The sequence below is a fragment of the Vibrio aestuarianus genome, from assembly GCF_028858425.1.
Lineage (GTDB): Bacteria > Pseudomonadota > Gammaproteobacteria > Enterobacterales > Vibrionaceae > Vibrio > Vibrio aestuarianus.
Window position 1 is genome coordinate 589,415 of the sequence record NZ_JAKNYQ010000001.1, and the last position, 13,408, is coordinate 602,822.

Consider the following 13,408-nt stretch of genomic DNA (forward strand, 5'->3'; position numbering starts at 1 on the left):
TAAACTTAAGCAGGCGTTGTGAGCCAGCTTAAGTTTATCGCCATCCATTATCGCGAGGTGTGAAAGGTACGATTTCGGCGCTAACCTTCTCTTTTTCAGATTCACCATCTAAGGCATTTTGGAATTTTATCATCTGTTGACTAAGCTCGCGCATTAAGGTGACGTTAGCGTGAATGGGATTTTTGCACTGGCTGACGACTAAATCAATGTGGCTTTGTTGAGCCCAAAGTCTATCTTGCATATTGAACGAAGCAGAGAGAATCAACTCCTCACAAATGTCTTTTTTTAGTTGTGTAAAGGCTTCTGGGTTGTGCTGTGCAAGTTCAACCAGTTCATCAAAAGAGGGTAAAGCCTGTTTTTGAGGGGGCACCATATGTCACTCCTTTACATTTGGGTATGTTGATTGTTTTATCAACATACCCCAAGCATAACTGAGGAACGAGTGCTGTGTTGGAACGAAATGCGCAATTCTTAAATATGAGACAATGCTAGCGAGTGGTAATTCTATAGGTGCAACGACGTTGACCTTGAATAATATGCTCACTCCGCTCAATGCAATGTTCGCTACCGAGCAGTGTTTGGAAGATATTCAGTTCGGATCTACAAAGGTTAGGGCAGCGGGTTGCGGCTTTACAGATAGGACAATGGTTCTCGATTAACATAAAACCATCTTCCGTTGATTCCAGTTCCGCCATATAGCCTTCTTGCTCACGTAGGGTAACCAAGGTATTCAATTTATCTTCTAAATTTTTGCAGTTGATTAACGCTTGTTGATATTGCGCCAACGTTTGAGCCTCGCGTTCAGCGGCCACTTTGGCAAGCCCCTCTTGACCGAATAAATGTTCAACCGCATCAATCAGTTGGATGGTGAGTTCTCCGTGACGATCTGCGAATTGATCATGGCCTTTTTGCGTCAATGACCAATGACGAGTAGGACGCCCGACTTTTACTTTCACATCGTGAAAAGTAAGAATGCCATCATCTTCCAAACTTTGTAGGTGCTGACGAGCCCCCATGGTAGTGATACCTAAGTCATCGGCTAATTGCTTTGCGGTTACTGCGCCATCACGTTTTAAGGTTTGGAGTATTCTATCAATGGTTTTCATCGTATTCCTCTCATAACTTTATCTATTATGAAGAAGCAGGTTAATAAAGCAAATCATTTACTATGCCGCATAGGTAAGTGTTTAGTTTTGTGCGCATGAATAAGCTATTGACGACCAATTCGTTAATTTCGTCACAAAAAATTCTTATTTCCCCCTTGGGATTACACTTACCACCCCCCACATATCTGTCACGAGCTGAGTAATCAGCCTTTCATAAACCTCACGGAAAATAAAATCAGGAGAGACGACCGATGAACATTCGTCCATTACACGACCGAGTTATCGTTGAACGCCAAGAAGTTGAATCTAAATCTGCTGGTGGCATTGTTCTAACTGGTTCAGCCGCAGAAAAATCAACTCGCGGAACCATCGTAGCAGTAGGTAAAGGCCGCATTCTAGAGAACGGTTCGGTTCAACCGTTGGATGTCAAAGTAGGTGATACTGTTATCTTCGCTGAAAGCTATGGCACCAAAACGGAAAAAATTGACGGTAAAGAAGTGCTCATAATGTCTGAAAGCGACATCATGGCAATTGTAGAGTAAGCATTGAGTAATTTTTGCTCTGATTCAAAAACGATTGATTAAAACAGAATTAAGAAAAGGAAATTAAAGATGGCTGCTAAAGACGTTAAATTTGGTAACGACGCACGAATTAAAATGCTAGAAGGTGTCAATGTTCTAGCTGACGCAGTAAAAGTAACGCTTGGTCCTAAAGGGCGTAATGTTGTTTTAGATAAATCTTTTGGTGCGCCTGTCATCACCAAAGATGGTGTTTCTGTAGCGCGTGAAATTGAGCTGGAAGACAAGTTCCAGAACATGGGCGCTCAAATGGTGAAAGAAGTTGCTTCGCAAGCGAATGATGCGGCGGGTGACGGTACAACGACGGCAACAGTGTTGGCGCAAGCGATCATCACTGAAGGCCTAAAAGCAGTTGCTGCGGGTATGAATCCGATGGATCTTAAGCGCGGAATCGATAAAGCGGTTATCGCAGCAGTTGAAGCATTGAAAGAGCTGTCTGTACCATGTGCTGACACTAAAGCGATTGCTCAAGTAGGTACAATTTCAGCCAACTCTGACACGAGTGTAGGTAACATCATTGCTGAAGCAATGGAAAAAGTAGGTCGTGATGGTGTAATCACCGTTGAAGAAGGTCAAGCACTACAAGACGAACTTGATGTTGTCGAAGGTATGCAATTTGACCGTGGTTACTTATCACCATACTTCATCAACAACCAAGAAGCGGGCAGTGTTGAACTAGAAAGCCCATTTATTTTACTGGTTGATAAGAAAATCTCGAACATTCGTGAGTTGTTACCAACATTAGAAGCTGTTGCAAAAGCTTCTCGTCCGCTGCTTATTATTGCTGAAGACGTGGAAGGCGAAGCTCTGGCTACGTTAGTTGTCAACAACATGCGCGGTATCGTGAAAGTTGCTGCAGTGAAGGCGCCTGGTTTTGGTGACCGTCGTAAAGCGATGCTACAAGATATCGCAACGCTAACAGGTGGTACGGTTATTTCTGAAGAGATCGGTCTAGAGCTTGAAAAAGTGACACTAGAAGACCTAGGTCAAGCGAAACGCATCTCTATCACGAAAGAGAACTCAACCATCATTGATGGCGCTGGTGATGAAGCGGCTATTCAAGGTCGTGTTGCTCAAATTCGCCAACAAATCGAAGACGCAACTTCAGACTACGACAAAGAAAAACTACAAGAGCGCGTTGCAAAACTTGCTGGTGGTGTTGCTGTGATCAAAGTCGGTGCTGCGACTGAAGTTGAAATGAAAGAGAAGAAAGACCGCGTAGAAGATGCGCTACATGCAACTCGCGCTGCAGTTGAAGAAGGCGTAGTCGCTGGTGGTGGTGTTGCGCTTATCCGTGCGGCATCTAAAGTGGCAGGTCTTGAAGGTGATAACGAAGAGCAAAATGTCGGTATCCGTGTAGCACTTCGTGCAATGGAAGCGCCAATTCGTCAAATCACGACCAATGCTGGTGATGAAGAGTCAGTGGTCGCAAACAACGTACGTGCAGGCGAAGGTAACTACGGTTATAACGCGGCAACGGGTGAGTATGGCGACATGATCGAAATGGGTATTTTAGACCCAACCAAAGTGACTCGTAGCGCATTGCAATTTGCCGCGTCAGTTGCTGGGCTTATGATCACAACAGAAGCGATGGTAACCGACTTACCACAGAAAGAATCTGCTGGCATGCCTGATATGGGCGGCATGGGTGGAATGGGTGGCATGATGTAAATTTTGCATCATCCCCATTAATGTAAAGAACCGGAGCTTGGCTCCGGTTTTTTTATAATTGTCTTAATTCTGACGTTTATTCGAAGGCGGTATTTTAGACTTCTGACGTTGACTTGTCATTTTTAGTATTACTTCCTACGTTGGAGGGGAAGGAAATTGGCTGAGTTGTTGATTCTTAATTAAGTGCTTGGCGAAAGCAGTTTCGTTCTGTGCTAGGCAATTACTTAACGGCTTTACTTAGTCAATAGTAAGGTTTTATATATCAGTGGGGATATTTATGAAAAAAGTGCTATCAATGTTAGCGGTTACTGCGGCCTTATCATCTTCTGTTGCCATGGCTGGAACTCCAGTTATGTTTTCTTCTATCAACAATTTTAATGCACCAGATGAAAATGCTGTATCAGGTCTACGCGTTGCAGCGCTTTATGGCAAAGTCGATGAGGTAAAAGGTGTCGATTTGGCTATTATTGGACTTTCTGAAACTAATTCAACTACTGGTGTTAACCTTGGTTTTTTTGGTGCATCAAAAGTCAACCAAGACATGACAGGCGCATCACTGGGATTCCTTAACTGGAATACAGGAACCGCTTCGGGGGCAAACATCGGTGCTGTGAACGTAACGAATGATGTACGTGGTGCGAACGTGAGCTTTGTTAACTATTCTGAAGGCAATACCATGGTTGATGTTGGTGCAGCTAACTTCTCTGAAACCTCTACGGTTCAAGTTGGCGTATTCAATAAAACAGCCAAAATTGAAGGTGTACAAGTTGGTTTGATTAACTGCGCTGACAATGGCTTCTTTAAATGTTTTCCTATAATTAACTTTGCTAAATAACCACTATTTTTAAGTAAAAAAATAATAATATTTTTAAAAATGCCGTTAACTTTTTGTTGGCGGCATTTTTTGTTTTTCACCTTTCTTTTACTTCTACCTCTTGTTCTCCTATCTTTATTGCGTACGATTTATAGTAAAAACATATAAATTATGAATTTTAATGTTATCAATAATCTTGGAGTTTTATTGGAATATTTTTTCCTATTTAATGGCGATGGAAATTAATTTTTAATGAACAATTAAATTTATAGGAAATACAATGAAACTATATAAGTTAACATTTTGTATTGCTTCAGCTTTACTTTGTACAAGTACAATAGCTGCTGAGTCCATTACATTGAAACAATATCAATCATTATTGCCAACCAAAAATGGCAGAGTGGATTACAGCTTGAAGCTGGCTGATCAAACTACGGTTAATTATCACTGTAATATTAAAGCTGAAGGTGACAAGCTGGTATTAAACCCTGCTACTTGTTACCAACGTACTATTAATTGGAAACAAAACTATCCTAATAAAGTTGACTTGAGTTTATTAAATTCTGATTCTAATCGAAAAATTCTGGAACATAAGCTGTGGGCAATGGCATTTGCTCATGCCTCTATGCAGAGCATGGTACAAATTCAATATGGCTTAAAAAAAGAGCATGGTACATTTGACTTAGATAAGCCATTTGCGACTGGTGAATCATTTGGTGAATATTTTAGAAGGAACATGGGCCCAAATTACTATGTTTCAAAAGCATTGCAAGAGAGCACATTGGGCGATGACTTACCGTATATGGAAATGGGCAAAGGTGATGATGACGGTGTTCTGCAAGTTGAATATCCGGGCAGTGCTTGGGCCGAACTTCAAGGCGCAGCGGAAGGTGGGTTTCCTTCTGTATTTGCCGCTATGAACCCAGAAAAAATCATTAGCTCTAATAATGGCCCTGCTCGTAATATTTTAGGTTCTGCAATTACCAGTGCCTATTATAACGCTTCTGCTATTGCTATTAATACTGGCTCTTTTTCTTGGCAGCAAAATGAAGCGGCACAAAATGAGTCAGGCAATCGCATTCATGAGTTTTTACAAGGTGCGAAAGACCCTGATGCATTGGCTATGATATTAAGCTTTATGTACAACCGTGGTCCTTATGCAGCGAAATCTCAACCATTAAAAAATGAAGCAACTTTTCAGCATTGTATGAATGTTACTGAAGATCTAGAAAATGACTGGAGCTGTTTTATAAAGAAAAATGATTTTGGTTCTCGCTATATTCGTCAGATCCCGGATGTTTCTAGACAACTTTCTGAATCTGGTAAAAATTATAATGCATCGTTAACATGGAATGATTTACGCGGTTATATTGAGCTATTGAAAAATTATGGTTTTTATTCAAACCAAGAAATCCAAAAAATTACAACTGCAGTACGTAAAGTATTTGAAGATAAACAAGTCAACAATAAGATTAAGTATACGCAGCATTTTGGGAAAGTTCTTGAAGCTGTGTTTACCAGCGTGCCGGTGCGAACTTTTGGTGAGCAAGGTAATGCCGGTAATGTTGATGCGAGTAAATTTATTCCTGTCTATGTAGATAAGTCTGTCGCATCAGATTCAATGTACATGGTAGCTCGAAAGTCTGATGGTGCTATTTTAATGAATGGTTGGGCAACACCCAATTCACATACTATGTTGCCATTGGATGCGTCGATGGTAACGTTATCGTACAGAGGTTTAGATTGTACATCGCAATTTAATAATGTGTTTGCTGAGACCAAGGATAACTTTACCCCAAGGAATGAGCCGACGATTCAGATCACATTAGCACCGACGAATTCAAATTGTAATATTTATGAAACTGAGTACAAGGAACCAGAAGCTGCAATCAAAGGTGTTTGGAACGAGTTTACCGCTTATCCTACTGCTGGAACTGTAGTGGCGGATCCATTTAATAACTTAGAGTACCGCAGTAAGTGGTGGATTAATGCTGGTGAAGCCGCACCACATGATCATATCGGATGGGAATTGGTTAATTAAATAACACAAAGACAGTCAATTCTAGTTTTTGATTCTATAAAAATGCCAGAATGAAGGTTCTGGCATTTTCTATCTAGTTCCCATTGTTTATTTTTATTGTTCTATACGCTTTTTATTTAATAGATGCGATGATTTCCTGTTTTGAAACTTTTGATGTACACCGCGGCGCAGGCTTTTAAAGCTATTCTCAACTTTATCTACTCCGTAAAGTACGCTCAGCACTAAAATGGTGATAATCACGGATTGTTGCAAGTACCCAAGGCCAATCATCAAACCAAGCGAAGCGAGCACCCAAATAACGGCCGCAGAGGTCACACCATGAATCTTACCATCTTGAGTCATCATCACCCCTGCGCCCAAAAACCCAACCCCAGTGATGATCTGTCCAAGGACTCGAGCCTGGTCGAGTGTATTCGGTGACAAAGATACCCCCATCGCTAGGAAAAAGTATGTACCAGAAATAATTAATATCGAGGTTCGAATGCCTACCGGTTTCCCCCTAGTTTGGCGTTCAATACCGATTAATAGTCCATTGAGTGCGCAGCAAAGCAGAGCTGGCCAACTAAAAGGTCCAAGATTGAGAAGTTGTTCGATGGGTTGCATGCTGACCTCCTAAAAAACGTCGAGTATGCAGAGAAAGCGAATCTTGATCGAACAAAAGCTTTTGTTTGTCTAGATAAGTAAAATTTATGGCGAGAGACAGTGATTTGTCAGCGTAATTATTTATCTATTCTAAATGCAAATCGAGTGGTGTTTTACTTGAACGACCGCCAATTTCTCGTGTTAATTTAGGAACTAAGTAACCAGAAACTTGTTCGATAACACCGGCCATAATGTCTTTAGCCTGTTGGTCTGAAACAAAAAAGTGTGCGGCGCCTTGAACTTTGTCTAATACGTGCAGGTAATAGGGCAGGATGCCAGCATCAAATAATGTTTCGCTTAATTGAACTTGCGCTTTGATGCTGTCATTGACCCCTTTAAGTAGTACGCCTTGGTTTAGTAGGGTGACATTAATAGCACGCAGACGGTTCATTTGCCGTTTAAGCTCAAGGCTGATTTCGTTAGCGTGGTTGATGTGCGTGACGAGAATGACTTGCAAGCGAGTATCTTGCAGTAACTCACATAACGAGTCGGTAATACGCGCTGGTATCACGACAGGCAAGCGCGAGTGAATACGTAAGCGTTTGATGTGTGGAATTTGGCTAATCGCATCGATCAACCATTTAAGCTCGTGATCTTTTGCCATCAGTGGATCGCCACCAGATAGAATGACTTCATTCAATTCAGGATGTGCGGCAATATAATCCAAGCTTTGCTGCCAAACCGTTTTACTGCCTTTATTCTCTTGGTAGGGAAAGTGACGACGGAAGCAGTATCGGCAATTCACCGCACATCCGCCTTTTACGATCATCAGTGCTCGGTTTTTGTACTTATGCAGCAAACCTGGAATCGCGTTATTTTGCTCTTCAAGTGGGTCAGTTGAATAGCCTTGATGCCATTCAAACTCTTCGCTGAGCGGAAGCACTTGGCGCAACAGTGGATCATAAGGGTTCCCTTTTTCCATACGTTCGACAAAACTTTGTGGGACTCGTAGGGCGAAAAGCTTGCGAGCTTCAAAGCCGTTTTGCCAAAGTGAAGGATCGATCTCCAGTATTTGTAATAAATCTGCAGGGTTTGAGATCGCATTCGTTAACTGTTGGAGCCAGTTTTGCTCAACAGATTCGACTTTTCGGGTTATTATGTGCGGCATTGAATTTAACTCGAAGAATGGTAAGAGGAAAAAATGGCTACTGTTAGCACGAATGAATTTAAAGGCGGTCTCAAAATTATGCTTGATAATGAGCCTTGTGTCATTCTCGAAAACGAGTATGTGAAACCAGGTAAAGGTCAAGCATTCAACCGTGTAAAAATCCGTAAACTGCTTTCTGGCAAAGTTCTGGAAAAAACATTTAAATCAGGTGACTCAGTTGAAGTGGCTGACGTTATGGATATCGACCTAGATTATCTATATAGCGACGGTGAATTCTACCACTTTATGAATGCAGAAACATTTGAGCAGATCGCTGCAGACTTAAAAGCGGTTGGTGATAGCGCTAAGTGGTTGGTAGAAAACAACACTTGTATGTTAACACTTTGGAACGGTAACCCAATTGCGGTTACACCGCCAAACTTTGTTGAACTAGAAGTGGCAGAAACCGATCCTGGCCTAAAAGGTGACACTCAGGGTACGGGGGGCAAACCAGCAACATTGACTACTGGTGCTGTAGTTCGCGTTCCACTATTTATTACCATTGGTGAAGTGATCAAAGTTGACACTCGTTCTGGTGAATATGTAGGTCGTGTTAAGTAAATCATTACTAACGCTAAGAAGGTCGCGGTTGCGGCCTTTTTTGTCGCTGAACTATTTGATATTTACAGTGAACGACAAACAAATAAAAAAGCTGATGATTTCTCATCAGCTTTTTTGTTTTTATCGCATAAGCGTTGGATTAAATCATGAAGATAAATACAACGGCTAGGGCTGAAATTAAACCAGCAAAAGCGTAACAAGCAATTTTACCAACGATACCAGTATGGAATTTCAAGTCATGCATACCGTGGTGAACACGGTGCATGGCATGCCACATTGGTAGCGCTAATGTGCCAATGATGAACAGTGCACCGATAATGCTAGTTGCAAAGCTTGCAACACGTTCATAGCTCATGGCTTGTTCGTCAATAATGCCGAGTGGCGCTAGGATACCCAACACTAAAATAGTGATTGGCGTGATCATAGCAAACCATGTACCACCAGCACCAAATAGTCCCCACCAAACTGGTTCGTCAGAACGTTTTGGGGTGCGATTTACCTTATAATTGTTATTCATTACTATAAGCTCCTTACACCACAATCAGAACGATGAGAGAAATAAATGCCACCGCTGCCCACTGAGTGAGTACGATGATTTTTTTGTCGACCAACTTACCTTTCAGGCGAATAGGCATTACTTGCGGCATCATGCTGAAGAAGGTTTGAGCATGCAGCAAGCTGCCCGCTAAAGCGACGATGTTGATGGCAACCACAATTGGGTTTGCCATAAAGCTCAGCCAGCCTTGCCACGCTTCAGGGCCCTTGACCAAACAACCCAAACCGAAAGTTAGGAATAGGGTAAATAGAATCAAAGGTAAAACAGTGGCTTCACGCATCATGTAGAAGCGGTAGAAAGGATGATCTTTCCACCAAGTACGCTTCATCTCACGTACATAAGGTTTACGGTTACTCATGATTACGCCTCCCCTGAATCTTTGTCTGAATGGCTAGTTGAACCGTCAGGCTTTAGCATCGCGATGACAAAATCCATCGAAGACTCTACTTTACCTTGGTTTACTGCTGCTGCAGGGTCTACGTGTTTTGGGCAGACCTCAGAGCAATAACCAACAAAGGTACAACCCCAAGCACCGTTATCACCATTGATAAGCTTCATACGTTCAGCTTTACCATTGTCGCGGCTGTCTAAGTTATAGCGATGCGCAAGTGTTAATGCTGCAGGGCCAATGAACTCAGGGTTTAAACCGAACTGAGGGCAAGCTGCGTAGCAAAGACCACAGTTGATACATCCTGCGAACTGTTTGTATTTTGCCATTTGCTCTGGCGTTTGCAGGTTGGTGCCATCTTCAGGTTTACGGTCGTTACCGATAATGTAAGGTTTAATCGCTTCAAGACGTTCGATGAACGGCGTCATATCAACAATTAAATCTTTTTCGATAGGGAAGTTGGCTAATGGCTCAATTTTCACCCCATTCGGGTAGTCACGTAGGAAACTCTTACAAGCCAGTTTTGGTACACCATTCACCATCACACCACATGAACCACAAATCGCCATGCGGCAAGACCAACGGTAAGAGAGGTCTTTATCTAGGTGATCTTTGATGTAGCCAATGGCGTCGAGTACCGACATGGTCTCATCAAAGGGTACTTCAAAGGCTTGTAGATGCGGCTCAGCATCCGCTTCTGGGTCGTAGCGTAAGATATCTACTTTTTGAATACGATTTGCTGACATTATTTTTGCTCCTCTGCGCGTTTGTCTTCGGCAGCTTTTTCTGCCGCGGCCGCTTGTTCTGCGGCTTCACCATATAGACGCGCTTTCGGTTGTGACTTGGTGATTTTCACATCGCTGTAATCGATGGTTGGCGCTGCATCTGGTTGGTAGAAAGCCAAAGAGTGTTTCAGGAAGTTGACGTCATCACGCTCTGTACAACCTTCATCCAAACGTTGGTGAGCACCACGAGACTCTTTACGTAAAATCGCAGAGTGCGCCATCGCTTCGGCAACTTCTAAGCCGTAGCCAACTTCAATCGCGTAAAGCAAGTCAGTGTTGAATACTTTGCCTTTATCTTTGATGCTGATGCGCTTGTAACGCTCTTTAAGCTCGGTGATTTTATCGATCGTCGCTTGCATTAAATCTTCTTGGCGGTAGATACCACAACCTGCTTCCATGGTGTGACCCATTTCAGTACGGATAGTGGCCCAGTTTTCATCGCCTTCTTGGTTCATCAAGGCAGCAATACGCTCTTCAACCGCTTTCACTTGTTTAGCGATAGATTCATCGTTCCAACCTTTAAACTCAGCAGCACGTTTCACCGCTTGTTCACCAGCAACGCGGCCAAATACCACGAATTCAGCAAGAGAGTTTGAACCTAAGCGGTTTGCACCATGAAGACCAACGGATGCACATTCGCCGACCGCAAATAGGCCTTTAATACGCGTTTCGCATTGACCATCGGTCTCAATACCACCCATGGTGTAGTGCACGGTAGGGCGAATTGGGATCGGCTCTTTGGCTGGGTCGACATTGACGTAAGCTTTAGCTAGCTCACAAATGAATGGTAGACGTTCTTGTAAGTACTCTTCACCTAGGTGGCGAAGGTCAAGATGCACTACATCACCCAGTGGGTGTTTGATAGTGTTGCCTTTTTGCTGTTCATGCCAGAACGCTTGAGAAACTTTATCGCGAGGACCCAGTTCCATATATTTGTTTTTTGGCTGACCAACGGGAGTTTCAGGGCCCATGCCGTAATCTTGCAGATAACGGTAGCCATTTTTGTTGACGATAATACCGCCTTCACCACGACAACCTTCGGTCATCAAAATACCAGTACCCGGTAAGCCTGTTGGGTGGTATTGAACAAACTCCATATCGCGCAGAGGAACACCGTGACGATAAGCCATCGCCATGCCGTCACCTGTTACGATACCGCCATTGGTATTACAGTGGTAAACACGCCCTGCGCCACCGGTTGCCAATACAACAGATTTCGCTTTAATAGTAACCAATTCACCTTCAGACATGTGAATGGCGATAAGGCCTTGTACTTCACCGTCTTCAACAAGCAGATCAACCACAAAATACTCATCAAAGCGGTTGATTTGTGGATATTTCATTGAAGTTTGGAAGAGGGTGTGAAGCATGTGGAAGCCGGTTTTATCTGCCGCAAACCAGGTGCGTTCAACTTTCATACCACCAAAGCGGCGTACGTTGACTTCACCATTTTCTTTACGGCTCCATGGGCAGCCCCATTGCTCCATTTGCACCATTTCGCGCGTCGAATTGGCAACAAAGTATTCAACAACATCCTGTTCACATAGCCAGTCACCACCGCCAACGGTATCGTTGAAGTGGTTATCTAGGCTATCTTCTTCCTTGATAACTGCCGCTGAGCCACCTTCTGCTGCGACCGTATGAGAACGCATTGGATAGACTTTTGAAATCAGAGCGACTTCTAAATCAGGGTTTGCTTCAGCTGCTGCAATTGCAGTACGAAGACCAGCGCCGCCTGCGCCGATGACTGCGATATCTGTGGTGATAATTTGCACAGTTATCCTCCAGTGAGTGATGCGGAAATTCCGCTTGTTATAATTAAAAGCTAATAAGCCTTACTTTGGGTGCTGCTAGTGTAGAAGAGGTTAGTTAGGAAAAAATTGATTCTGTTAGGTTTTTGCTTCGGAAGTGCAAGTGTAAGCATAATTATTTTTCTTTGTGTGATAATAATCACGTACGGATTGGGAATTTGCTCTTAGCAGAGTAGAATTTGCCTTACTTCAACTTGTGTATCAGTCAAAAAATGAGCAAACAATACTGGATGCCAACCGCATCAATTCAACAACTGCGACAAAGAGCCCGCCTCATCAAGCAGATCCGACAATTCTTTGATGAGCGAGACGTGCTGGAAGTCGACACTCCTGCGATGAGTCACGCCACGGTGACTGATATCCATCTGCAAACCTTTGCAACAGAGTTTATTGGCCCAGGTTACGCTGATGGGCGTCGATTGCATTTTATGACTAGCCCTGAGTTTCATATGAAGCGTTTGTTGGCGGCGGGTAGTGGCTCTATTTATCAAATCAATAAAGCATTTCGTAATGAAGAGAACGGCCGCTACCACAACCCAGAATTTACCCTCTTGGAATGGTATCGCATTGGGTTTAACCACCATGATCTTATGGATGAAATGGATACGTTGTTGCAGCTTGTTCTGCAATGTGCGATGGCTGAACGCATGACTTATCAGCAAGCTTTTATTCAAGTGCTCGGTGTTTGTCCTTTAGAAGCTTCGATGACGGAGCTTAAACGCGTTGCTAGTAAGCTTGGTCTGAACGATATTGCGCAGCCAGAAGAAGACCGAGATACGTTATTACAGCTGCTATTTAGTATTGGCATTGAACCGAAAATTGGTCAACAAGCGCCCGTATTTGTTTATGATTTCCCCGCCTCTCAAGCGGCATTGGCAAAAATTAATGTGCAAGATCCTCGTGTTGCGGATCGCTTCGAAGTCTATTTTAAAGGGATTGAGCTTGCTAACGGTTTTCATGAGCTGGATAACCCACAAGAGCAATTGGCACGTTTTGAAGCGGATAACCAAAAACGCTACGCGATGGGACTTGCCGAGCAGCCTATTGACTATCATTTAATTGAAGCATTAAAAGCGGGCTTACCTGCATGCGCTGGTGTGGCTTTAGGGATTGATCGCTTGATTATGTTGGCGCTTGGCCAAGATCATATCGATAAAGTGACGGCTTTCCCATTTCCAATCGCTTAATTTGAATCTCGGTATTTTTCTTCATTCACTCTTGATGAATGAGGAAAAATGCAACACTTGTTTATTCTGCCGTCTAAGCACTCGCGTCATGCCTTCAACCTCGCTATACTCCTTGTCTGTT

General features: G+C 43.0%; 14 protein-coding genes. 6 read left to right on the forward strand and 8 right to left on the reverse strand.

Features of this window, described 5'->3' with window-relative positions; genetic code table 11:
* Nucleotides 1-34 precede the first annotated feature (34 nt).
* Together MCT08_RS02825 and MCT08_RS02830 are read right to left on the reverse strand one after the other, a co-directional pair.
* The gene (locus MCT08_RS02825) at nucleotides 35-373 is read right to left on the reverse strand and encodes a DUF3135 domain-containing protein (protein ID WP_168520794.1); all 339 of its coding nucleotides are present in this window, start codon (nucleotides 371-373) and stop codon (nucleotides 35-37) included.
* A gap of 115 nt (nucleotides 374-488) precedes the next feature.
* Nucleotides 489-1,106: a helix-turn-helix transcriptional regulator gene (locus MCT08_RS02830; RefSeq protein WP_274677861.1), complete on the reverse strand. Its 618-nt coding sequence runs from the start codon at nucleotides 1,104-1,106 to the stop codon at nucleotides 489-491.
* Between the two features lie 251 nt (nucleotides 1,107-1,357).
* Between MCT08_RS02830 and MCT08_RS02835 the strand changes: the two genes are divergently transcribed.
* The 4 genes from MCT08_RS02835 (at nucleotide 1,358) to MCT08_RS02850 (ending at nucleotide 6,210) form a co-directional block, all read left to right on the forward strand.
* A complete protein-coding gene (locus MCT08_RS02835) occupies nucleotides 1,358-1,648 on the forward strand; it encodes a co-chaperone GroES (protein WP_053309596.1) in 291 nt (96 codons plus the stop codon).
* 69 nt (nucleotides 1,649-1,717) lie between these two features.
* Complete coding sequence (groL, locus tag MCT08_RS02840; protein ID WP_053309595.1) at nucleotides 1,718-3,355, forward strand: chaperonin GroEL; 1,638 nt, start codon at nucleotides 1,718-1,720, stop codon at nucleotides 3,353-3,355.
* A 277-nt stretch (nucleotides 3,356-3,632) separates the two neighbouring features.
* Nucleotides 3,633-4,190 (forward strand): VC2662 family protein, encoded by a 558-nt coding sequence (locus MCT08_RS02845; RefSeq protein ID WP_274677862.1) that lies wholly within the window; start codon nucleotides 3,633-3,635, stop codon nucleotides 4,188-4,190.
* Between the two features lie 259 nt (nucleotides 4,191-4,449).
* A complete protein-coding gene (locus tag MCT08_RS02850; protein WP_274677863.1) occupies nucleotides 4,450-6,210 on the forward strand; it encodes a hypothetical protein in 1,761 nt (586 codons plus the stop codon).
* Nucleotides 6,211-6,303: 93 nt separating this feature from the next.
* Here the strand turns inward: MCT08_RS02850 and MCT08_RS02855 are convergent, their stop codons facing one another.
* Nucleotides 6,304-6,813, reverse strand: coding sequence for an MgtC/SapB family protein (locus MCT08_RS02855; protein WP_053309592.1), 510 nt, complete (start codon nucleotides 6,811-6,813; stop codon nucleotides 6,304-6,306).
* A 124-nt stretch (nucleotides 6,814-6,937) separates the two neighbouring features.
* Nucleotides 6,938-7,960 carry an EF-P beta-lysylation protein EpmB gene (epmB, locus tag MCT08_RS02860; RefSeq protein WP_053309591.1) on the reverse strand — a complete coding sequence of 341 codons (1,023 nt, stop codon included), beginning with the start codon at nucleotides 7,958-7,960 and terminating at the stop codon, nucleotides 6,938-6,940.
* 33 nt (nucleotides 7,961-7,993) lie between these two features.
* On the opposite strand from epmB, the gene efp reads away from it, so the two are divergent.
* Nucleotides 7,994-8,560 carry an elongation factor P gene (efp, locus tag MCT08_RS02865; protein ID WP_053309590.1) on the forward strand — a complete coding sequence of 189 codons (567 nt, stop codon included), beginning with the start codon at nucleotides 7,994-7,996 and terminating at the stop codon, nucleotides 8,558-8,560.
* A 139-nt stretch (nucleotides 8,561-8,699) separates the two neighbouring features.
* On the opposite strand, the gene frdD is transcribed toward efp, so the two are convergent.
* From frdD to frdA, 4 genes are read right to left on the reverse strand one after another with little or no spacing between them, the layout of a single operon-like run.
* Nucleotides 8,700-9,077, reverse strand: a complete 378-nt coding sequence (gene frdD, locus MCT08_RS02870) for a fumarate reductase subunit FrdD (RefSeq protein WP_053309589.1) — start codon at nucleotides 9,075-9,077, stop codon at nucleotides 8,700-8,702.
* 13 nt (nucleotides 9,078-9,090) lie between these two features.
* Nucleotides 9,091-9,474 (reverse strand): fumarate reductase subunit FrdC, encoded by a 384-nt coding sequence (frdC, locus tag MCT08_RS02875; protein ID WP_053309588.1) that lies wholly within the window; start codon nucleotides 9,472-9,474, stop codon nucleotides 9,091-9,093.
* 2 nt (nucleotides 9,475-9,476) lie between these two features.
* The gene (locus tag MCT08_RS02880; protein ID WP_053309587.1) at nucleotides 9,477-10,250 is read right to left on the reverse strand and encodes a succinate dehydrogenase/fumarate reductase iron-sulfur subunit; all 774 of its coding nucleotides are present in this window, start codon (nucleotides 10,248-10,250) and stop codon (nucleotides 9,477-9,479) included.
* Nucleotides 10,250-12,064, reverse strand: a complete 1,815-nt coding sequence (gene frdA, locus MCT08_RS02885) for a fumarate reductase (quinol) flavoprotein subunit (protein WP_053309586.1) — start codon at nucleotides 12,062-12,064, stop codon at nucleotides 10,250-10,252. The genes MCT08_RS02880 and frdA overlap by 1 nt, the downstream gene beginning before the upstream one ends.
* Nucleotides 12,065-12,312: 248 nt before the next feature.
* Between frdA and epmA the strand changes: the two genes are divergently transcribed.
* Complete coding sequence (gene epmA / locus MCT08_RS02890; RefSeq protein ID WP_274677864.1) at nucleotides 12,313-13,287, forward strand: elongation factor P--(R)-beta-lysine ligase; 975 nt, start codon at nucleotides 12,313-12,315, stop codon at nucleotides 13,285-13,287.
* The last annotated feature ends 121 nt before the right edge of the window (nucleotides 13,288-13,408 follow it).